Consider the following 19,250-nt stretch of genomic DNA (forward strand, 5'->3'; position numbering starts at 1 on the left):
CCGTCTAACTTATGGGCGCCGGACCCGTCTGTCTAGATATGCTAGCCTTGAGCATAAATCTTTTGCGGCGCAGTGTCATGCCGCGCCGCACAAGGGCTGGTGCGCTCAGCAGAAGGTGGCGGGATCGGGCCCGATCCGCCCGTCGGGCCGGTCGAGGCCGGCGATCTGGGTCATCTCCTGATCGCTGAGCGCGAAATCGAAGACCGAGACATTCTCGACGATACGCTCGGGTCGGGCGGTCTTCGGGATCGCGACACAGCCGATCTGCACCTGCCAGCGCAGCACCACCTGGGCCGGGCTCCTACCGTGCGCCTGGGCGATGGCGACGATGACCGGGTCGTTCAGCTCCTTGCCCCGGCCGAGCGGGCTCCACGACTCGGTGACGATCGTGTGCCGGGCATCGTCGGCACGGGGCTCCTTCCGCTGGAAATGCGGGTGGAGTTCGATCTGGTTGACGGCTGGCGCGACGCCGGTCTCGCCGATCAACGTGGCGATGTGCTCCGGGGTGAAGTTCGAGACGCCGATCGATTTCGCGCGACCTTCGTCGCGCAGCTGGATCATGGACCGCCAGCTTTCCACGAACAGGCGCCGCTGCGGACAGGGCCAGTGGATCAGGTAGAGGTCGACATGATCCTGGCCCAGGCGCTTGAGGCTCTCGTCGAAGGCCTGCCGCGTCGCATCCCGGCCCTGGCGATCGTTCCAGAGTTTGGTGGTGAGGAACACCTCCTCACGCGGGACCGACGATTCGCGGATACCGCGGCCGACGCCTTCCTCATTGCCGTAGGCGGCGGCGGTGTCGATCAGGCGATACCCCGCGCTGAGTGCGTGGCCGACGAGATCGGGAGCCTGGGACTCCGACAATTGCCAGCATCCGAAGCCGATCTGCGGGATGCGGCGCCCATCGTTGAGGGGCAAGGTCGGGACAGTGACGGCCATACTGAGCACTCCGGACGATGTGTTCCGCCCGTTTCACCTGGATCGGACCAAGGGATCGACCAGGGCAGAGATCATACGCCACGGGGAATGGCCGCGGTGAAGGGGCGCAGTCTGGATCGGATCTAATCCACGGGCGCTGACGTTGGGACATTGAATTCCAGGCTGCGCCTCGCCGTGAGCGTCGCGCATGGGCGGGATAGCAGCATGACAGACGACACTCCGACGAAGCCGTTCGCTCTCACGCGTCGCGCTGTCGTGGAAGGCTGCGCCGCAGCCGGGGCATTCGGCGCCCTCGGGCTCCGGCCGGCGTCCGCCGCGGCCGCGGCACCGGGTGATCCAGCCCCGCAGACGATGCCGGTGCGCCTCACGATCAACGGCCAGGCACGCGACTTGGCCCTGGACACGCGCACGACCCTGCTCGACGCCCTGCGGGAGCACCTTGCCCTCACCGGCACCAAGAAGGGCTGTGACCACGGCCAGTGTGGTGCCTGCACGGTTCTGGTGGATGGCCGGCGGATCAATTCCTGCCTGACGCTGGCAGTGATGCACGACGGCGACGCGATCACGACGATCGAGGGCCTGGCGACCGGAGACACGCTCCACCCGATGCAGGCCGCCTTCATCGAGCATGACGGCTTCCAGTGCGGCTACTGCACGCCCGGCCAGATCTGCTCCTCCGTCGGCATGCTGAGCGAGGCCAAGGCGGGATGGCCCAGCCACGTCACCGAGGATATCGCGTCCACCCCGAGCCTTAGCGACGACGAGATCCGCGAGCGGATGAGCGGCAACATCTGCCGCTGCAGTGCCTACCCGAACATCGTCGCGGCGATCCGCGATACCGCCGCCAGCAACCTCTGAGGGGGCGGACATGAAGGCTTTCACCTACGAGCGTCCGGCCACCGTGCAGGACGCAGCCAAGCTCGCGGCCGAGCGGCCGAATGCGAAGTTCATCGCCGGCGGCACCAACCTGCTCGACCTGATGAAGCTCCAGATCGAGACCCCGGCGACGCTGATCGACGTCAACCGGCTGCCCCTCGACAAGGTCGAAGCGACGCCGGAGGGCGGCCTGCGCATCGGGGCACTGGTGCGCAACTCCGACCTCGCTGCGGACGCGCGGGTGCGCAAGGATTACGCGGTTCTGGCGAAGGCCCTGCTCGCCGGCGCCTCGGGCCAGCTGCGCAACAAGGCGACCACCGCCGGCAACCTGCTCCAGCGGACGCGCTGCTACTACTTCTATGACACCGCGATGCCCTGCAACAAGCGCGAGCCCGGCTCCGGCTGTTCCGCGATCGGCGGCTTCAACCGGATCATGGCGGTGCTCGGGACGAGCGAGGCCTGCATCGCCACCAACCCGTCCGACATGAACGTCGCGATGCGGGCGCTCGACGCCACCGTCGAGACCATGGATCCGGCCGGGCAGGCGCGGACCATTCCGATCGCCGAGTTCCACCGGCTTCCGGGCGACACGCCACAGATCGAGACCGACCTGCGCAAGGGCGAGATCATCACCGCGGTGACCCTGCCGAAGCCGGTGGCCGGCCAGCACATCTACCGCAAGGTCCGCGACCGGGCGTCCTACGCCTTCGCGACCGTGTCGGTGGCCGCAATCATCGCGAATGCCGAGGGGGGCAAGCCGACCATGGCGCGGCTCGCTTTCGGCGGCCTGGCGCACAAGCCCTGGCGCGTGGCCGAGGCCGAGGAGGCGCTGGTGCGGACCGGCTCCGCCGATGCCGCCGCCGACGCGGTGCTGAAGGGCGCCCGCGGCTACGGCGCCAACGACTTCAAGATCCCGCTGACGCGGCGGACCCTGCGCGCCGTCATGGCGCAGGCGACCCGCGCGTAAAGAACCCGGCAAGGACAAGTCCCATGGAGATGAACCAGCCGATCGGCCGGACGCCCCTCGACGACCGTCCCGACGGCCTCGTCGGGAAGCCGCTGGACCGGGTCGACGGGCCGCTGAAGGTCACCGGGCACGCGCCCTACGCCTACGAGACCAAGGCGCTCAAGAACCCGGCCTACGGGTACATCGTCCCGGCGACCATCGCGGCCGGCACGATCCGGGCGATCGACGCGGAGGCCGCGCGCCGGGCCCCGGGGACGATCCTGGTCCTGACCCACGAGAACGTGCCGGAGCAGGGTGAGAAGAAGGAGCAGGTCTGGCCGCAGCTCCAGGGCACCGAGATCAAGTTCTACGGGCAGCCCGTGGCGTTCGTGGTCGCCGAGACCTTCGAGCAGGCCCGGGCCGCCGCCATGCTGGTGAAGGTCCGCTACGACGCGGCCAAGCCCAAGGGCTTGCTCAAGGACAACATGGCGGCAGCCTACGAGCCGAAGCCCGTGAACTCGCCACCGGACTCGAAGCTCGGCGACTTCGATACAGCCTTCGCGGCGGCTCCGGTGAAGCTCGACGTCGAATATACGACGCCGCCGCAGATCCACGCCCAGATGGAGCCGCACGCGACCATCGCGTCCTGGGAGGTCGACGGCGTGGTGCTGCACACCGCCAACCAGATGCCGAACCGCGGCCAGAAGGCGCTGGGCTCGGTGCTCAAGCTGCCCCCTGAGAAGGTGAGGATCGTCAGCCCCTATATCGGCGGCGGCTTCGGCGCGAAGCTGCAGGTGCAGCCGGAGGCGACGCTGGCGATCCTGGCCTCCAAGGTGATCCGGCGTCCCGTGAAGGTCGCGATGACCCGGCAACAGGAATTCCACGTCGCGACCCACCGCACCGACACGATCCAGCGCATTCGCCTGGGGGCCGACAAGGACGGGCGTCTCTCGGCGATCGGGCACGAATCCTGGTCCGACACGGCCGAGGGCGACGGCTTCTTCGAGACGTCCGCCAACGTCACCCGCTCGCTCTACGCGGCGCAGAACCGGGTGACACGCCACCGGCTCGTCAACCTGAACATGCCGATCGCCTCGGCGATGCGCGCGCCGGGCGAGGCCGTGGGGCAGCTCGCCTTCGAGTGCGCCATGGACGAGCTGGCCGAGCGCCTGAAGATCGACCCCGTCGAACTGCGGGTGCGCAACGAGCCCGCCGAGGACCCCGAGAAGAAGGTGCCGTTCTCCACGCGCCAGCTCGTGCCCTGCATGCGCGAGGGCGCACGGCTGTTCGGCTGGGACAAGCGCCAGGCGGCGGGCAGCCGGCGCGAGGGCAACTGGCTCGTCGGCATGGGCATGTCGGCCGCCGCCCGGCTCAACCCGCTGATGCCGTCCTCCGCCAAGGTGCGGCTCGGGCCCGACGGGGTGCTGGTCGTGCGCATGGCCATGACCGATCCCGGCACCGGCACCTACACGATCCTGACCCAGATCGCCGGCGAGATGCTGGGGCTTCCGGTTGAGCGGGTCCGGGTTGAGATGGGCGATACCGACTTCCCCTTCGCGGCCGGATCCGGAGGCTCCTTCGGGGCCGGATCGGCGGGCTCCGCGCTCTACGTCGCCTGCGACAACCTCCGGCAGGCGCTGCTGAAGGCGGGCGACCTGAACCCGGAGGGCGCGACTTTCCGGGACGGCGCCGTGACGTCGGGCAACCGCACGGAATCGCTGAAAGACCTCGCCGGCACCGGTCTGGAAGCCGCCGGAGAGATCAAGCCTGGGGAGATGAAGCAGAAATTCTCGCAGTACTCCTACGGCGCACACTTCGCGGAAGTCGGCGTCGATGCCGATACCGGGGAGATCAGGCTTCGTAGAATGCTGGGTGTCTTCACCGGCGGCCGCATCCTCAACGCGAAGACTGCGCGGAGCCAGGCGATCGGCGGCATGACCTTCGGCGTCGGCGCGGCCTTGATGGAGGATGCGGTGGTCGATCCCCGCTACAGCTTCTTCGTCAACCACGACATGGCCGAGTACCACGTGCCGGTCCATGCCGACGTGCCGGTGATCGACGCGGTGTTCCTGCCCGAGCTCGACGACAAGACGAATCCGCTGAAGAGCAAGGGGCTCGGCGAGCTCGGCATCTGCGGTGCCGGGGCCGCCCTGGCCAACGCGATCCACAACGCCACCGGCATCCGGATCCGCGAATACCCCATGACCCTCGACAAGGTGCTCAAGGGCTTCGAGGAGCAGGAGGGCCAGGCCCAGCGCCGGACCTGACGCGGTCCGCATCGGCGTTCGCCTCACCCACGGTTGACGGGTGGCGCGCCGATGCGGGACACCCGGGCAAAACCCAAGACGCGGGGAACGCCCTTTGTCCGACGCCCTCCGGCCCCATGAGCGCCACCCCCCGGCCCGCTTCAACGCGGCCCGGTACTGTCTGGCCGAGAACGCGCGGCTGCGCCCGGACAAGACCGCGCTGGTGCTGGTCGGCGACGGCACCGTGAGCCGGCTCAGCTTCGGCGAGGTCGACCGGGCGGTGCGCAGCATCGCGGCGGGGCTGCTCGGGCTCGGGTTGACGCCCGGCGACCGGGTGATGATCCGGATGGGCAACGAGGCCGATTACGTCCTGGTCTATTTCGGCGCCCTGGCCGCGGGCTTGGTGGCCCTGCCGTCCTCGCCCCAGCTGACCGAGGGCGAGGCCGCCTTCCTGATGGAGAATTCCGGCGCCCGGGCGGTCGTGGTCGGCGGCGGGTGCACGGTGCCGCCCGAGGCCCTGGGGGGCCGCATCCTGCTCGACGCCGCCGCAATCACCGCCCTGAAGGGCACCGCCCCGCTGCCGGACTACGCCGACACCGCCGCCGACGACCCGGCGATGCTGATCTACACCTCCGGCACGACCAGCCGGCCCAAGGGGGTGCTCCATGCCCACCGGGCGGCCTACGGCCGCTGGCCCATGGTCGCGCACTGGATCGGGCTCGGCGAGTCCGACGTGATGCTGCATGCCGGCACCATGAACTGGACCTACACGCTGGGCGTCGGCCTGAGCGATCCGTGGTCGGTGGGTGCCACCGCGGTGCTCTACAACGGCCCCCGCGACCCGTCGGTCTGGCCGCGCCTGATCGCGGCGTACAGCGCCACCCTGTTCGCCGCGGTCCCGACCCTCTACCGTCAGATCCTGAAGTACGGCGCCCTCGAAAGCCACGACCTGTCGAGCCTGCGCCACGGCTGCACCGCGGGCGAGCCGCTGTCGATCGAGCTGCTCGAGGCCTGGACCCGCGCCACCGGCAAGCCGCTCTACGAGGCGCTCGGGATGAGCGAGATCTCGACCTACATCTCCAGCGGCCCCACCATACCGGTGCGCCCGGGCTCCCCGGGCCGGCCGCAGCCCGGCCGGCGCGTGGCGATCCTGCCGGTGGAGGGGGAGCCCGTGCCGCTGCCGGCCGGTGAGACCGGCCTCCTGGCGGTGCACCGCTCCGAGCCCGCGCTGATGCTCGGGTACTGGAACCGCCCCGACGAGGAGGCCGAGGTGATGCGCGGCGACTGGTTCGTCGGCGGCGACCTCGCCCGGCTCGATGCCGACGGCTACGTCTGGTTCGAGGGCCGCAACAACGACCTGATGAAGGCCGTGGGCTACCGGGTCTCGCCGAACGAGGTCGAAGTCGTGCTCTCGGCTCATCCGTCCGTGGCGGAGGTCGGGGTGGCCGAGCTGCCGGTGCGCGCCGACGTCTCGGTGATCTGCGGCTTCGTGGTGCTCCAGCCCGGCGCCGAGTCCGACGCCGAGGCCCTGCTCGCCTGGTGCGAGGCGCGGCTCGCCGCCTACAAGCGCCCGCGGGAGATCCGCTTTCTCGACGCCCTGCCCCGAACCGCCAACGGCAAGGTGCAGCGCAAGCGGCTGGTTGAGGCGGTGGGGTGAGGTGGCATCCTCCAGCCCCTCTGCAAAATGAGCGATTACTAATCGGACTCGAGGACTTTCAAGACGCGGGTCGTTACTTGCGGCACGCAAACATCCACCCTGTCATCCCGGGGCCGCGAAGCGGAGCCCGGAATGACAGGGCGGCTTATTCTGTCGGATCCGCAGTTGTGGGCCCGCGGGCTTCCGCAATCGCACCCCTACAACAGTGTCCCCCGCAGGATCAGCAGCGCCACGGAGAAATAAATCACCAGCCCGGTCACATCGACCAGCGTGGCCACGAACGGGGCCGAGGCGGTGGCGGGGTCGAAGCCGATCCGTTGCAGGATGAACGGCAGCATCGAGCCGGCGAGCGAACCGAACATCACGATCCCGATCAGCGCCGAACCCACGGTGGCGGCCACCAGCGGCCAATGCTCGCCGTAATCGTACAGGCCGAGCTTCTGCCAGGCCACGATCCGGATCACCGCGATGACCCCCAGGATGCTGCCCAGAACGATCCCGGTGGGCAATTCGCGTAGCGCCACCCGCCACCAGTCGCCGAGGCGGATCTGGTGCAGGGCGAGCGCGCGGATCAGCAGGGAGGTCGCCTGCGAGCCGGAATTGCCGCCCGAACTCATGATCAGCGGGATGAACAGGGTCAGGACGATCGCCTTCTCCAATTCACCCTCAAAACCCTGCATCGCCGAGGCGGTGAGCATCTCGGAGAGGAACAGCGCGCAGAGCCAGCCGGCGCGCTTCCGGATCATCGTGAAGAAGCCGATATCCATGTAGGGCTCGGGCAGCGCCTCCATGCCGCCGAAGCGCTGCACGTCCTGGGTCTGCTTCTCGACCATGGCGTCGATCATGTCGTCCACCGTGACGATGCCGATCAGGTGCCCGACGGCGTCGACCACGGGCAGCGCCAGCAGGTCGTATTTCGAGATCAGCCGGGCCGCCTCCTCGCGGCTCGCCGTCGGCGAGACGGCGAGCGGCCGTCGCCCCGGGGCGACGCTGAGCACGTTGTCGCTCGGGTCGCCCGAGATCAGCCGGCGCAGGGGCACCGCCTTGGTCAGCGCCCGGGTGCGCGGGTCGAGCACGAAGATCGCGTAGATGGTCTCGCGGGTCTTCTCGACGTGGCGGATGTGCTCCAGCGTCTGGCCCACCGTCCAGGTGCCCGGCACCGTGACGAACTCGGTGGTCATCAGCGAGCCGACCGTCTCCTCGCCGTAGGCCGACAGCCGGTCGACGGCGCCGCGGGTCTCGGCGTCGAGGCGGGCGCGCAGGTCGGAGCGCCCGGGCTCCTCGATCTCTCGGAACACGTCCGTGACCCGGTCGGCCGACATGCCCGAGAGGTAGGCCGCCACCCGGTCGCGCGGCAGCATCTCGATGATGTCGGCGGCCATATCGAGTTCGGGCTGGTCCAGCACCTCGATCGCCCGATCCATCGGCAGGCCGAGGATGATCGCCGCGGCGACCTCGGGGGCCTCCTCGTTCAGGGCCTCGACGATGTCGGGGGCGCGCTCGTCCGACAGGCGTGCGGCCAGCACGGACGGGTCGACGCGCGCGTCGATGGGGGCGATCTCGTTCATGGCCTCGCCTCGCGGATGACGAGACGGCGCGCCGCCGGTCTTGCTGGTTGAGGGCCGCGACCGGCGGCCCACGCCGCTCACCCCGCGGCCGGGCCTCTCAGCGGCTCAGGCGGGATGACGGCGCGTCGCCGGACACGGCAGGCACGATCGGTCTGGCACGTCGCTTCGCTGTCGATGCTGAAAGGGAGCGCGGGCCACCCGCATGGCGTCCCGACGCGGCTGCCTCGTGCCCCTACGGGAATAGTCCGTCAAGCCGAAACCAGCGTGTGTTCCCCGTTCGCCGCTTCGATCCCGACGGTGCGTGGCCGGGAAGTCGCGACGGCCCGCGCGCCCTACGCCCTAGCTCCCTATGAGAAATATAAGTGTTGTGCTCGCTTGTATTGCGCCCAAGATATTGCCTATATGGTCCTCAGCAACACCGAGGAGAAACGCCATGGCTTGGTCCGCCCCCATCGTGTCCGAGATCTGCGTCGGCATGGAAGTCACCAGCTACGAGTCGGCTGAGATCGACACCTTCAACTGAGCTGACCCTTCGCCGGGTCTGTTTACGACCCGGTGACTCAGGTCTTCTTCGTCCCAACATTCCTAATCTTGGAGAACATCATGGCTTGGTCCGCCCCCATCGTTTCCGAAATCTGCGTCGGCATGGAAGTCACCAGCTACGAGTCGGCTGAGATCGACACCTTCAACTAAGCCGTCGACCTTCTGAATACAGAAAGGCGCCGCTTCGCAGGAAGCGGCGCCTTTTTCGTGCGCGTCTGAGAGTGAGGAAGCTGGGTATCTGCCTGCCGAGCGTCAGGCGGCGTGATCTTCAGCTTGCCAGGAAACCATACAGACAGGAGCCGGCCTCCGGTGCGGCGGCGAGGCCCTCAGCATGCAAATCAGGCTGGTCCGCGCAGTCCGAATCGCGGACTGGTGCCGCAAATCCTGTCGCTGCCTGAAGCGGTCACACGCAGAGAAACAGGACAGTCGCAGGTCCAGCACGCAGGCCCGGATTGAGGCGCTTGACGGTATACCCTGCCACGTCGATGGATTCGGCGACCGGCCCCGGTGATTTGAGGGGTTTTCCGAACCAGCCCCAAACCCGTCCGCGAAGCCGATGGAGCCGCGTCGTGATGCGGATGCGGCGTACGCCGCCGGGGCTCAGAGCGTTCCGATCAGGACCAGCAGCATCGTCGTGGCGACGGTCGTGCTGATAAAGCCGCAGAGCGCGGCCGCGAAGGACGGGCCGGTGCGGTCGGCGGTGGGCGCCTGGAGGTCGGACGACAGCAGGGCGGTGGTCATCGGCGCATAACCTTGTCGGCGACGTGCGTCGCTCGTGTCGGGATGATGATGCAGGGCCTGAACGTATGCGGTGCGCGGACGCACCCGGTCAGTCGCAGCGGTTGATTTTCTTGGCGATGCGGAGACCGCGCAGCTCGCTGCGCAGATCGATGGCCACCACGCCCTCGCCGCAGCGCTCGAAAGCGTCACGGGCGTCGTCGTAGCGGTCGCCGACCTCGTCCAGCGTGTCGCAGACGAGGTCGTGGTTCCCCAGCCGCGCCTCCTGGCGCGCCTGGAAGCGGAGGGCGCTGGCCTCGTCCACCTTGCGCTGTGCATCGAGGCATGCCGGCAGGGCCAGCGCCGCGTTGCTCAGAGCGAAGAGAGACAGGGCCCCGACCAACGCCGACTTGGCGAGGGCGGATTGGGTGGAGAAGCCGGTCTTGGGAGAGGCCGAACGGATACGCACGGGATCACTCACGGAACGGTCAATCTGGCGATCCCGCAGGCGGGGCGCCGGGGTTTCTCGGGAGCGGATCGAGACCGCCCCCTCTCTGTCCGCTGAAACGGTGAAGCTGCCGTGAAGGTTCCGGCCGGACTACGCCTTCCGATGGAGCCGCGAGGTGAGGATTGCGGAGAGCCCAACCGGGGCCGGACCCATCGGGTCGACGCCGACATCGTACTGCTTCGGCATCGGCTTGAGCTTGCCATGGCTGTGGCCGTGCAGGTTGAGGGCGCCCCGGCCCATCCCGTTCCAGGTCCGGAACGCATAGTGGCACAGCACCACCATCCGGTCGTCGACCACGCGTTCCGCGTAGTGGCGCACCGAGGCCCAGCCGGGGGCCTCAAGGGTGTCGGGACCGTCGTTGTTGCCCACGATCAGGTGCTTCTCGCCGTTGAGCCCGTCGAGGATCTCGCGGATCCGCGCCCCGCTCGGGCCGAGGGCGAAATCCCCGAGGTGCCAGACCGTGTCGCCGGGGGCCACGGCGGCGTTCCAGGCTGCGATCAGGCCGGCATCGTGGGCTTCGAGATCCGGGTAAGGCCTGTGGTCGAAGCGCAGCGCGCGCAGGTCGCCGAAATGGGTATCGCCCGTGAAGAAGGTGGCCACCTGTGCGATTCCTCAAGCGTTCGTCCCGACGTCCATACGACCGACCATGGCGATGGCCACCGGAAACCGCAGAGGGCAGCGCCGATCCCGCGGCTTGACCGCGGGATCGGCGCTTTGCGAAATCCTCAGGCCGCCAACTGCCGGGTGCCGTGGCCGCCTTCCTGGATCTCCTCGACGATCTTCGCGCAGAAGGCGTCGAGGTCGCCCGGGTTGCGGCTGGTGATGACGCCCTGGTCGGTCACCACCTCCCGGTCGTGCCAGCGGCCACCGGCGTTGATCACGTCGGTGCGGATCGACGCGAAAGAGGTCATGTCGCGGCCCTTGGCCGCGCCCGCCTCGATCAACAGCCACGGGGCGTGGCAGATCGCGGCCACGACCTTGCCGGAGGTGAAGAAGCTCCGGATCACCTCCAGGGCCTTGGGCTCGAGCCGGAGCTTGTCCGGATTGATCTGGCCGCCCGGAAGCACCAGGGCGTCGTAGTCGGCGGGATCGACGCGCTCGAGATCGATGTCGACCGCGACCTCCTTGCCCCAATCGGTCTTGTCCCAGCCCCGGATCGTACCCTTGCTCTCGCGGGATTGCGGCGCCGACACCGCGACGGAGGCGCCGGCTTCGGCCAGCCTGGCTTGCGGAACGGTCAGTTCGCTTTCCTCGAAGCCGTCTGTGGCGAGGATCAGGATCTTGGCCTGGCGGATATCGGGCATGGCGAGCCTCCTTCTGGGGGTTTGCCCGGACAACCGAGGTCGATAGGCCGTGTTCCGATGGCGGCGGATCGCGAGGCCGTCGCCTGGAACCCCCGGAGGAGCGGCCCGTTGGTCCGGCATCTCGAAAACCAACAGGAGACCGCCATGGCCAACCCAGGCCTTCCCGAGCCTACGCCCGGCGATCTGCCGCCTCCGCCGCCCACGCCCGACGAGGAGCCGGATATCGGACCGACCGGACCGCGCTCGCCCTATCCCGTGAACGATCCCGGCATCGGCGAGCCGGGCGGGCCGGGCTCGGAGCCCGATGTCTTCCCGGGGGCGCCCACCGACCCGGGCACCCGGATGTGATCCGACCGGATGTGATCCGACCGGATGTGATCAATGGCCGCCGTGCGAGGTGCGTACGTCGCGCGGCGCGCTGAGGATCTCGGAGAGGCTCGTCACCACGTGGCGGGCCTCTTCGTCCGTCAGGCGCAACTGGAACGGCGGCAGCGCGCCCGCCTGAAGTGCGACGACGGCCTGCCCCTCCTCGTCGGTGCCGATCTCGATCGCCGAGGACGTCACGTCCAGCATGGCGATTTCTTCGTCGCCCAGGCCGTCGCCCAGGTCCGGCTCGTCCGTGTCGTCGATGGCCGTGAGGAGTTGGCCGACGGCGCGCACCAGCGCGCGCGCGGCGCGGGCATCCATCACCACCGCCGTCGCCTGATCGTCCTTCTGAAAGGACAGCTGGATGTTCGCACCGTCCAGCGAGACCGAAATGCCTGCCATGTATCGCCCGGGAGCCTCGCGCCTTAACTGCCTGTCCGCGTTCCGTATATGCATCGGGACCGGCGGAAATCCCAGGGGGCGTCACGCCGCCGCGGTGGTCGCGTCGCGGCCCGCGACGCAGAAGTTGTGCCCGAAACGCCTTGTTGCCGCCGCAGCCAGCGCCTAAATGATGCGTCGGGGGGCTTACCCACCGAGACCGGCGCTTTTCAACGCCCAGCGTCTCGCGCCCTGCCACACTGGCCAACCCAGCAAGACCGTGGTGCATCGCGCGGCTTTTTCGCCGTGCGCATGGCCTATGGACGAACGAGGTACCCTACGTGAATACCGGCACTGTGAAGTGGTATAACGAGACCAAGGGCTACGGCTTCATTCAGCCCGACGATGGCGGCAAGGACGTTTTCGTTCACATCTCCGCCGTAGAGCGGGCTGGGATGCGCAACTTGGTCGAGGGCCAGCGGCTCTCGTACGAGATCCTGACGGACAAGCGCAGCGGCAAGGACGCCGCCGGCAACCTTCAGGCGGCCTGAACCCCAGCGGGTTCTTACCGGCCGCGCGGCGGCTCCCCCTTCCGACGCTTCCATCCGGGCGAGACCGTCCGGACGAGGGGGCGTCGGAGGCAACCAGCAGAAACGACGCCGGGCGCGCACAGACGTCCGGTCCAGAAAAGAAAAGACACACACGATAATGATGTTCGAATACACGCGGCGCCGCGGCGTCCGCTCCCCCGTCACCGACGCATCGACCTTCCGGGTCGGTCGGCTGGCCCGGGCCAATTCCGCGACCGAGGCCAAGACCGATCTGAGCAACCTGATCGATCGGTCCTACAATTATCACTCCCCGCGGGAACTGCGTTGGCATCTGGCCGAGCGTCTGGGGCTGGCCCCCAACGCCGTGGTCATCCGCGAGGCGGCGGCGGCCTGAGGGCCGCCGTTCCTTCTGGGATATTCCAGCCGCTCGTGACGTATGGAGCCGTGTTCGATCTCGGATCGAGCGCGGCTCTTGCGCGTCGTCGATCTGGCGTATGGCGCGTATTCCCGCCGCTCCTTTCCCGGGCACATGCAGCGCCAGCGGAATGCGACCCGGGACCCGGCACATAACACCGCGCAGCGGCATCGTCGGCTCTCAGGCCGTGCCGCTGCGCGGCGCTTCCCCCGCTCGGTCCCGGATCATCTTCCACTCGCGTCCCAGGTGTCCCGCCAGCTGTCCGGCAAAGGGGGCGCGTGCGCCTCTTGCGCGGCGGTGCGCTACCGGTCCCAGGCCGCCAACACCCGATCGCGCAGCGCGACTGGCGTCGCCAGCAATTCGCCGTGGACGGGGTCCGGCCGATTGTAGGTGGTCGCCTCGCCCTTGAGGTCGCAGACCGTTCCGCCCGCCTCGCGCAGGATCAGGTCGGCCGCCGCGATGTCCCAGTCCCGGGCATTGCCGGAAATCAGCCCGACATCGACCGAGCCTTCCGCGACCCGGGCGAGCCGCAGGGCAAGCGACGGGATACGGTCGATCCGCTCGAAATCGACGCCGGCGCCGGCCCCGCGCGACAGGCGGTCGAGCATCGGCTTGGGGCCGGTGATGCGCGCCCCCGGAAGCGCCTCCTTCGAATCGACCCGGATCGGCTCGCCGTTGCGGGTCGCGCCGCGTCCGAGCACGGCCTCGTAATCAGCGTTGCCTACCGGGGCGTGGACGAAGCCAATCCGCGGCTGTCCACCCGCCAGCAGGGCGACCGCGATCGACCAGTCGGGATGGCCGGACAGGAACGCCCGGGTGCCGTCGATCGGATCGACGATCCACACCAGGTCGTGGCCGAGCCGCGCCGGATCGTCCGCGGTCTCCTCCGACAGCCACGCCGCCGCGGGCACCAGCGCGCTCAGGCGGATCTTCAGGAAGGTGTCGACCGCGACATCCGCCTCCGTCACCGGAGACCCGCCCGCCTTCGACCAGATCCGTGCGGAGGTCTGTCCGCCCAGCTTGAAGTACGGGCGGGCGATGTCGGCGGCCTCGCGCATGACCGCGCGCAGGTCCGGCATCAGGGCGGAGACGGCCGCGTCGGTGATGGGCTCGGGCATCGCGCTCCGCAGGGCATGCGTCAGGCCCGGGATCGGGCCACGTCTGGGCCTCCGCCCGGCAGGTCGGATGAAGTGAGCCGGCTCGGCAGGCGGTGCTGGGTACCGGAGGGCCGTGCCGCCCGGTTCCGTGCGTTGTAGGGCGCTGCCGGCACGGCCACAAGGATCCGCACTCTGCCCCCGGGATCGATCGAGACCGATCGATCTTCGCAAGGATCTGTTGAGCATTCAAGGAAGCATTGAGCATTCCTCAAATGACATCCCCGTCCAGAATCGCTTAACGACGGTGATTAAGCTGTGCGGAGGAGTTCGGGTGCGATTTTGCTTGGCATAACCGACGGCCCCGAGCGGGCCGCCACTTGCTCCAGGGACCCGGAAAGATGAACACTTCCTCGTTCACGGACGAACGCCGCGAAGGACTTTCGATGGATGCCCGTGGGGCCGCTGCTCTGGCCGATTTCGCTATCGCCGCATCGCCGCTTCCGGTGATCGGCCGCGTCTCCGGCGCCCGCAAGGCCGCCGGAATCGCCCTGGCCTACGCCACCGAGGACGCCGAGATCTGCGGCGCCGACCGGTTCAGCCTGATCCTGGTCGATGCCGAGGGCGAGGAGCTGGATCGCCTCGGCTGCTTCGACGAGGACGACGTGGTCGCCGTCTGGCGCGACATCGCCGCCCGGGCCGGGCTGGTCCGCATGATCGTCCGGGAGGATGGTGTCCTGGTGCCGGTCTCCGAGCAGATCGGCCGGCTGATCCTCGGGCGCGTGCGCATCCGCCGCCGGCATGCCGGGCTCGGCGCCCGCCGTCCGCGCTTCCTCGCCCGCCGCAAGACCGGCCGTCTTCCGGCCCGGCCGCAGATCTTTCGTGGTGAGAACGAGATCATCGCCCGCACCTGAGACCCCGGACGAACCTCAGGACAGGCTGCGCACCACCGCGTCCGCCGCGAGGCCCACGAACAGGATCAGGCCGGCGTCCCGGTTCGAGCGGAACAGCGTGAGCGCCCCGCGCCCGTCACGTTCCCGGAACGACAGGACCTGCCAGGCCAGATGCCCGGCGAAGGCCGCGACCCCGATCCACCCGACCAGTCCCGCCCCCGCATCCCTGGCCGCCAGCGCCACGAAGCCCGCCGCGAGCGCGTAGCACAGGCCTACGGCGCCCCTGACGTGCCGGCCGAACAGCCGGGCCGAGGAGTGGATCCCGGCAATCTCGTCGTCCTCGATGTCCTGGACCGCGTAGATCGTGTCATAGCCCACCACCCAGCAGATCGTGCCCGCGTAGAGCAGCAGCGCCGGGGCATCGAGCCGGGCGAACAGGGCCGCCCAGCCCATCAGCGCGCCCCACGCGAAGGCCAGCCCCAGCACCGCCTGCGGCATCGGCATCACCCGCTTCATGAACGGATAGATCGCCACCGGCAGAAGGGAGCAGAGCCCGACGATCACGGCCTGCTCATTGAACTGGAGCAGCACCGCCAGCCCGACCAGCGCCTGAGCCAGCAGGAACAGGGCCGCGTGGCGCGGCCGGATCTGTCCGGAGGGAAGCGGGCGTTGCCGGGTTCGTTCGACCTGCGCGTCGAGGTCGCGGTCGGCGATGTCGTTGTAGGTCGAGCCCGCCCCGCGCATCGCCACCGCGCCCACCAGGAACAGCAGGCAGTGCCAGGGATCGGGGAAGGACAGGTCCGCCTTGATCGCCGCCAGCGCGGAGGACCACCAGCACGGCAGCAGGAGAAGCCACCACCCGATCGGCCGGTCGATCCGCGCCAGGCGCAGATAGGGCCGCCAGGACCGAGGCGCCGCGCGCTCGACCCAGTGTCCGGTGACCGCGTCGGCCGGACGTCCGTCCCCCGCTGCCGTCCCGCTCATCGGTCGGATCTCCGGTCGTCCCACGTACGCATCCCCCCGTCTCGGAGGGGGGCCGCGCCGGACCCGCAATCCTCTCGGACGGCCTTACAGCGCGCCTTGCGGCAGCTTGAAGCTGCCGGTCAAGCCCGGGCCGCCGAGCAGGCCGCTGCTGGCGCCGTTCTGCGCCTGGGCGCGGGCCTGGGCCTCCATCTTGGTGGCTTGGGCCGCGACGCTGCAGATCTTGGTGCGGATGCCGCTGACCTTCAGGTGATCGGCCTTGAAGCCCTCGGCGAACGAATCCGGGATCGAGCACCATTCCTTGTTGGCGGTGATCCACTTGATGCCTTCGGCGCCGTTGGACTGCAGCTTGCCGAACAGCGCGCAGGCCTCCTGCGGGGTCATCTTCTTCTTGCTGTTCGAGGCCGCGTTCGCGCGGGAGACCAGCGCCTTGCGCTCGGCCAGGGTCTTCTGGATCGTACCGCATTCCGGCGCGGCACCCTGCGCGAAGGCCGCCGTTCCGAACAGCAGACCGCCGACGAGCGCCGCCGCCCCCAGACTCAAGCTCCCGTGTGCCATCCCGCGACTCCCTCGACGCCTGCCGGAACCCGCGTGACGCCGGCTCCACTCCGTTCCCTTGGGTTCGCCATAGGAATGTGGCGTCAATCGAGCGGCAAACCGGCGAGGCGTTGCGCGTGTGGGAGAAGCGCCAAAAAGTCGCCCTCGTAACCTTTCGGCAACATGTCGCTGGTTGCGGGTTGCCGAGGCGGCGCGTTGACAGCCCGGCCGGGCCGCGCGACCACCCGGCCATGCCGGCCTACGACTTCACCGCCCCCCGTCTCCACGTCGAACCGGACCTCGCCGCCGGAACCGTGCTGCCGCTCGACCGCGCCCAGGCGAATTACCTGCTCAACGTCCTGCGCCGGGGGCCGGACGACCCCGTGCTGGTGTTCAACGGGCGGGACGGCGAGTGGCGCGCGCATCTGGTCCAGACCGGCCGGAAGGGTGCGGACCTCCACGTCGCCGCGCGCACCCGCGCGCAGACGCCGCGCCCAGACCTGCACTACCTGTTCGCGCCCCTGAAGAGCGCGCGCCTGGATTACCTGGCCCAGAAGGCGGTGGAGATGGGCGCCGGGACGATCCGCCCGGTCATCACCCGCTACACACAGGGCGAGCGGATCAACATGGACCGCCTGCGCGCCAACGCCGTCGAGGCGGCCGAGCAATGCGGCATCCTGGCGATCCCGGATTGTCCCGATCCGGACAAGCTCGGCCCCGTGCTCGCGGGCCTGGCGCCCGAGCGGCTGGTGGTGTTCTGCGACGAGGACGCCCCGGTGAGCGACCCGGTGCGGGCGCTCCGGGAGGCCGCCGACCCCGCCGCACCGCCGCCGCTGGCCGTCCTGGTCGGGCCGGAGGGCGGTTTCTCCGAGGAGGAGCGGACGGCGATCCGGGCCCGGCCCAACACCGTCGCGCTCTCCCTTGGGCCGCGCATCCTGCGGGCCGACACCGCTGCGGTGGCGGTGCTGACCCTTGTCCAGGCGGTGCTGGGCGACGCGCGCTGATCGGTGAGCCGATTGGAATCATGTGTGCCTGCGCACATCAGGGTGGCAGGCCGCGGGATTGTTCCGCCGAAGCGGGGTGAACCGGGCTCCCGGTTCACGGCGCCGCGTTGTCGGTTCCCGAAGCCTCGATTATGTCCCAGGACGGACGCCAGCCGCGCCGCGCTCTCGGAGCCGGCGCGGATGTCCGTCCGGTCTCCGCTCGCGGGACGGGGTTGAACCGGACGGACACGCTGGAGCAGTCCGGTGCGCTCCCATCCCAGGCATAGTTCACAGGCACGGGCAGGCAGCGCATGGCGCGCGACAGCAACGACAACACGCCGCTCACCACGCGCGCCGAACTGATCGAGTGGTTCGCCGCCGGCGAGAAGCCGCCCGCGCGCTTCGCCATCGGCACGGAGCACGAGAAGATCCCGTTCTACCGGGAGAGCCGCGAGCCAGTGCCGTATGACGGCGAGCGGGGCATCCGCGCCCTGCTGGAAGGGCTCGCCCGCGAGACCGGCTGGGAGCCGATCCTCGACCTCGGCAACATCATCGGCCTGTCGGCCGAGGAGGGCGGGGCGATCTCGATCGAACCGGGCGGGCAGTTCGAGCTGTCCGGCGCGGCGCTACCGGACGTGCACGGCACCGCGGCCGAACTCGCCACGCATCTCGCAGCCACGAAGCGCGCGGCCGACCCCCTCGATATCGGCTTCCTGACGCTGGGCATGAGCCCGCGCTGGCGCCGGGACGAGACGCCGGTCATGCCCAAGAGCCGCTACAAGATCATGGCCGGCTACATGCCGAAGGTCGGCTCGCTCGGCCTCGACATGATGCTGCGCACCGCCACCGTGCAGGTGAATCTCGACTTCGCCTCCGAGGCCGACATGGTGCGCAAGATGCGCGCCTCCCTGGCGCTCCAGCCGGTGGCCACCGCCTTGTTCGCCAACTCACCGTTCACCGACGGGCGGCCCAACGGCTTCCTGTCGCGCCGCTCGGAGATCTGGCGCGACACCGACCCGCACCGCACCGGCATGCTGCCCTTCGCGTTCGAATCCGGCTTCGGATACGAAGCCTATGTCGACTGGCTGCTCGACATGCCGATGTACTTCGTCAAGCGCGGCGACATCTACCACGACGTGTCGGGCGCCTCCTTCCGCGACCTGATGGCCGGCAAGCTGGCGCAGCTCCCGGGCGAGTACGCCACGGTGGCAGACTGGGCGAACCACGCCTCCACGGCCTTCCCGGAAGTCCGGCTCAAGCGCTTCCTGGAGATGCGTGGCGCCGATGTCGGCGATCCTGGCATGATCGCCGCCCAGGCCGCGTTCTGGGCCGGGCTACTCTACGACGAATCGGCCCTCGACGCGGCCCTCGACCTGGTGAAGGGCTGGAGCCCGGCCAACCGGGAGGCCGCGCGAGCGACGGCGCCGCGCCTGGGGCTCGCCACGCCGGTCGCCAACACCACGCTCGGAGCCGTCGCCGCCGAGGCGCTGGCCATCGCGCGCGCGGGTCTTCGCGCACGGGCCCGGCGCGACGCCGAGGGCCGCGACGAGACCGTCTACCTTCAGCCCCTGGAGGCGATCGTCACGGCGGGGCGCACCCGGGCCGACGACCTGCTCGCCGATTACGAGGGCCGCTGGGGTGCCTGCGTGCGCCCGGCCTTCTCGGAATGCGTGTTCTGAACCGCGCGCCATCGAGACCGTGCGGCCGCACACCGTGGCGCGGAACGAAGTGCGATACCTGACGGTTCTCAC

22 protein-coding genes are annotated in these 19,250 nt (G+C 69.3%); 12 read left to right on the forward strand and 10 right to left on the reverse strand.

Annotation, left to right across the window (positions count from 1 at the left end; translation table 11 throughout):
- Positions 1-105: 105 nt before the first annotated feature.
- Entirely contained in the window at positions 106-936 is an 831-nt protein-coding gene (locus MFF40_RS14845; RefSeq protein ID WP_147854432.1) for an aldo/keto reductase, read from the reverse strand.
- 204 nt (positions 937-1,140) lie between these two features.
- Between MFF40_RS14845 and paoA the strand changes: the two genes are divergently transcribed.
- The 4 genes from paoA (at position 1,141) to MFF40_RS14865 (ending at position 6,661) form a co-directional block, all read left to right on the forward strand.
- Positions 1,141-1,794, forward strand: coding sequence for an aldehyde dehydrogenase iron-sulfur subunit PaoA (paoA, locus tag MFF40_RS14850; protein WP_147896639.1), 654 nt, complete (start codon positions 1,141-1,143; stop codon positions 1,792-1,794).
- Positions 1,795-1,804: 10 nt separating this feature from the next.
- The gene (locus MFF40_RS14855) at positions 1,805-2,779 is read left to right on the forward strand and encodes an FAD binding domain-containing protein (RefSeq protein WP_147896638.1); all 975 of its coding nucleotides are present in this window, start codon (positions 1,805-1,807) and stop codon (positions 2,777-2,779) included.
- A 23-nt stretch (positions 2,780-2,802) separates the two neighbouring features.
- Positions 2,803-5,025 carry a xanthine dehydrogenase family protein molybdopterin-binding subunit gene (locus MFF40_RS14860; protein WP_147896637.1) on the forward strand — a complete coding sequence of 741 codons (2,223 nt, stop codon included), beginning with the start codon at positions 2,803-2,805 and terminating at the stop codon, positions 5,023-5,025.
- A 94-nt stretch (positions 5,026-5,119) separates the two neighbouring features.
- The gene (locus MFF40_RS14865; protein ID WP_238261053.1) at positions 5,120-6,661 is read left to right on the forward strand and encodes an acetate--CoA ligase; all 1,542 of its coding nucleotides are present in this window, start codon (positions 5,120-5,122) and stop codon (positions 6,659-6,661) included.
- A gap of 197 nt (positions 6,662-6,858) precedes the next feature.
- On the opposite strand, the gene mgtE is transcribed toward MFF40_RS14865, so the two are convergent.
- A complete protein-coding gene (mgtE, locus tag MFF40_RS14870; protein WP_147854659.1) occupies positions 6,859-8,229 on the reverse strand; it encodes a magnesium transporter in 1,371 nt (456 codons plus the stop codon).
- Between the two features lie 433 nt (positions 8,230-8,662).
- Between mgtE and pqqA (MFF40_RS14875) the strand changes: the two genes are divergently transcribed.
- Together pqqA (MFF40_RS14875) and pqqA (MFF40_RS14880) are read left to right on the forward strand one after the other, a co-directional pair.
- Positions 8,663-8,752: a pyrroloquinoline quinone precursor peptide PqqA gene (pqqA, locus tag MFF40_RS14875; RefSeq protein ID WP_007559223.1), complete on the forward strand. Its 90-nt coding sequence runs from the start codon at positions 8,663-8,665 to the stop codon at positions 8,750-8,752.
- Positions 8,753-8,832: 80 nt separating this feature from the next.
- Positions 8,833-8,922 carry a pyrroloquinoline quinone precursor peptide PqqA gene (gene pqqA, locus MFF40_RS14880; protein ID WP_007559223.1) on the forward strand — a complete coding sequence of 30 codons (90 nt, stop codon included), beginning with the start codon at positions 8,833-8,835 and terminating at the stop codon, positions 8,920-8,922.
- A gap of 450 nt (positions 8,923-9,372) precedes the next feature.
- Here the strand turns inward: pqqA (MFF40_RS14880) and MFF40_RS14885 are convergent, their stop codons facing one another.
- The 4 genes from MFF40_RS14885 to MFF40_RS14900 all read right to left on the reverse strand — a co-directional run bounded on the left by MFF40_RS14885 (position 9,373) and on the right by MFF40_RS14900 (position 11,301).
- Positions 9,373-9,513 (reverse strand): hypothetical protein, encoded by a 141-nt coding sequence (locus MFF40_RS14885; RefSeq protein ID WP_187277700.1) that lies wholly within the window; start codon positions 9,511-9,513, stop codon positions 9,373-9,375.
- A gap of 88 nt (positions 9,514-9,601) precedes the next feature.
- Positions 9,602-9,892, reverse strand: a complete 291-nt coding sequence (locus MFF40_RS14890; protein ID WP_238261095.1) for a hypothetical protein — start codon at positions 9,890-9,892, stop codon at positions 9,602-9,604.
- A gap of 195 nt (positions 9,893-10,087) precedes the next feature.
- Positions 10,088-10,597: a metallophosphoesterase gene (locus MFF40_RS14895; protein ID WP_238261055.1), complete on the reverse strand. Its 510-nt coding sequence runs from the start codon at positions 10,595-10,597 to the stop codon at positions 10,088-10,090.
- Positions 10,598-10,722: 125 nt separating this feature from the next.
- Positions 10,723-11,301 (reverse strand): type 1 glutamine amidotransferase domain-containing protein, encoded by a 579-nt coding sequence (locus MFF40_RS14900; protein WP_147896634.1) that lies wholly within the window; start codon positions 11,299-11,301, stop codon positions 10,723-10,725.
- Between the two features lie 144 nt (positions 11,302-11,445).
- Here MFF40_RS14900 and MFF40_RS14905 point away from each other — a divergent pair, with 144 nt between their 5' ends.
- Positions 11,446-11,649 (forward strand): hypothetical protein, encoded by a 204-nt coding sequence (locus MFF40_RS14905; RefSeq protein WP_147854656.1) that lies wholly within the window; start codon positions 11,446-11,448, stop codon positions 11,647-11,649.
- A gap of 30 nt (positions 11,650-11,679) precedes the next feature.
- Here the strand turns inward: MFF40_RS14905 and MFF40_RS14910 are convergent, their stop codons facing one another.
- On the reverse strand, positions 11,680-12,069 hold the full coding sequence (locus MFF40_RS14910; protein WP_147854655.1) for a hypothetical protein: 390 nt from the start codon (positions 12,067-12,069) through the stop codon (positions 11,680-11,682).
- A 317-nt stretch (positions 12,070-12,386) separates the two neighbouring features.
- Between MFF40_RS14910 and MFF40_RS14915 the strand changes: the two genes are divergently transcribed.
- Positions 12,387-12,596, forward strand: a complete 210-nt coding sequence (locus MFF40_RS14915) for a cold-shock protein (protein WP_007565868.1) — start codon at positions 12,387-12,389, stop codon at positions 12,594-12,596.
- Positions 12,597-12,753: 157 nt separating this feature from the next.
- On the forward strand, positions 12,754-12,990 hold the full coding sequence (locus MFF40_RS14920; RefSeq protein WP_147854654.1) for an AsnC family transcriptional regulator: 237 nt from the start codon (positions 12,754-12,756) through the stop codon (positions 12,988-12,990).
- A gap of 323 nt (positions 12,991-13,313) precedes the next feature.
- Here MFF40_RS14920 and MFF40_RS14925 read toward each other — a convergent pair whose 3' ends face one another.
- Complete coding sequence (locus tag MFF40_RS14925; protein ID WP_238261057.1) at positions 13,314-14,129, reverse strand: 3'(2'),5'-bisphosphate nucleotidase CysQ; 816 nt, start codon at positions 14,127-14,129, stop codon at positions 13,314-13,316.
- A gap of 422 nt (positions 14,130-14,551) precedes the next feature.
- On the opposite strand from MFF40_RS14925, the gene MFF40_RS14930 reads away from it, so the two are divergent.
- Positions 14,552-15,019 (forward strand): DUF6101 family protein, encoded by a 468-nt coding sequence (locus MFF40_RS14930; RefSeq protein ID WP_147854652.1) that lies wholly within the window; start codon positions 14,552-14,554, stop codon positions 15,017-15,019.
- Between the two features lie 15 nt (positions 15,020-15,034).
- Here the strand turns inward: MFF40_RS14930 and ubiA are convergent, their stop codons facing one another.
- Positions 15,035-15,982: a 4-hydroxybenzoate octaprenyltransferase gene (gene ubiA / locus MFF40_RS14935; protein ID WP_147854651.1), complete on the reverse strand. Its 948-nt coding sequence runs from the start codon at positions 15,980-15,982 to the stop codon at positions 15,035-15,037.
- 84 nt (positions 15,983-16,066) lie between these two features.
- Entirely contained in the window at positions 16,067-16,537 is a 471-nt protein-coding gene (locus MFF40_RS14940) for a hypothetical protein (RefSeq protein ID WP_147854650.1), read from the reverse strand.
- 230 nt (positions 16,538-16,767) lie between these two features.
- On the opposite strand from MFF40_RS14940, the gene MFF40_RS14945 reads away from it, so the two are divergent.
- Together MFF40_RS14945 and MFF40_RS14950 are read left to right on the forward strand one after the other, a co-directional pair.
- The gene (locus tag MFF40_RS14945) at positions 16,768-17,520 is read left to right on the forward strand and encodes a 16S rRNA (uracil(1498)-N(3))-methyltransferase (protein WP_238261059.1); all 753 of its coding nucleotides are present in this window, start codon (positions 16,768-16,770) and stop codon (positions 17,518-17,520) included.
- Positions 17,521-17,810: 290 nt separating this feature from the next.
- Positions 17,811-19,178, forward strand: coding sequence for a glutamate--cysteine ligase (locus MFF40_RS14950; protein ID WP_238261061.1), 1,368 nt, complete (start codon positions 17,811-17,813; stop codon positions 19,176-19,178).
- The last annotated feature ends 72 nt before the right edge of the window (positions 19,179-19,250 follow it).

It is taken from the genome of Methylobacterium mesophilicum (assembly GCF_022179445.1).
In the GTDB taxonomy this organism is placed as follows: Bacteria; Pseudomonadota; Alphaproteobacteria; order Rhizobiales; family Beijerinckiaceae; genus Methylobacterium; species Methylobacterium mesophilicum.

What these genes read in the sequence shown, in the direction of transcription:
- MFF40_RS14860 (WP_147896637.1), top strand. Translation starts at nt 2,803, where the DNA reads ATGGAGATGAACCAGCCGATCGGCCGGACGCCCCTCGACGACCGTCCC.
- mgtE (WP_147854659.1), bottom strand. Translation starts at nt 8,229, where the DNA reads ATGAACGAGATCGCCCCCATCGACGCGCGCGTCGACCCGTCCGTGCTG.
- MFF40_RS14910 (WP_147854655.1), bottom strand. Translation starts at nt 12,069, where the DNA reads ATGGCAGGCATTTCGGTCTCGCTGGACGGTGCGAACATCCAGCTGTCC.
- pqqA (WP_007559223.1), top strand. Translation starts at nt 8,663, where the DNA reads ATGGCTTGGTCCGCCCCCATCGTGTCCGAGATCTGCGTCGGCATGGAA.
- MFF40_RS14885 (WP_187277700.1), bottom strand. Translation starts at nt 9,513, where the DNA reads ATGACCACCGCCCTGCTGTCGTCCGACCTCCAGGCGCCCACCGCCGAC.
- MFF40_RS14900 (WP_147896634.1), bottom strand. Translation starts at nt 11,301, where the DNA reads ATGCCCGATATCCGCCAGGCCAAGATCCTGATCCTCGCCACAGACGGC.
- MFF40_RS14845 (WP_147854432.1), bottom strand. Translation starts at nt 936, where the DNA reads ATGGCCGTCACTGTCCCGACCTTGCCCCTCAACGATGGGCGCCGCATC.
- MFF40_RS14925 (WP_238261057.1), bottom strand. Translation starts at nt 14,129, where the DNA reads ATGCCCGAGCCCATCACCGACGCGGCCGTCTCCGCCCTGATGCCGGAC.
- MFF40_RS14855 (WP_147896638.1), top strand. Translation starts at nt 1,805, where the DNA reads ATGAAGGCTTTCACCTACGAGCGTCCGGCCACCGTGCAGGACGCAGCC.
- pqqA (WP_007559223.1), top strand. Translation starts at nt 8,833, where the DNA reads ATGGCTTGGTCCGCCCCCATCGTTTCCGAAATCTGCGTCGGCATGGAA.
- MFF40_RS14945 (WP_238261059.1), top strand. Translation starts at nt 16,768, where the DNA reads ATGCCGGCCTACGACTTCACCGCCCCCCGTCTCCACGTCGAACCGGAC.
- MFF40_RS14950 (WP_238261061.1), top strand. Translation starts at nt 17,811, where the DNA reads ATGGCGCGCGACAGCAACGACAACACGCCGCTCACCACGCGCGCCGAA.
- paoA (WP_147896639.1), top strand. Translation starts at nt 1,141, where the DNA reads ATGACAGACGACACTCCGACGAAGCCGTTCGCTCTCACGCGTCGCGCT.
- MFF40_RS14905 (WP_147854656.1), top strand. Translation starts at nt 11,446, where the DNA reads ATGGCCAACCCAGGCCTTCCCGAGCCTACGCCCGGCGATCTGCCGCCT.
- ubiA (WP_147854651.1), bottom strand. Translation starts at nt 15,982, where the DNA reads ATGAGCGGGACGGCAGCGGGGGACGGACGTCCGGCCGACGCGGTCACC.
- MFF40_RS14930 (WP_147854652.1), top strand. Translation starts at nt 14,552, where the DNA reads ATGGATGCCCGTGGGGCCGCTGCTCTGGCCGATTTCGCTATCGCCGCA.
- MFF40_RS14940 (WP_147854650.1), bottom strand. Translation starts at nt 16,537, where the DNA reads ATGGCACACGGGAGCTTGAGTCTGGGGGCGGCGGCGCTCGTCGGCGGT.
- MFF40_RS14920 (WP_147854654.1), top strand. Translation starts at nt 12,754, where the DNA reads ATGATGTTCGAATACACGCGGCGCCGCGGCGTCCGCTCCCCCGTCACC.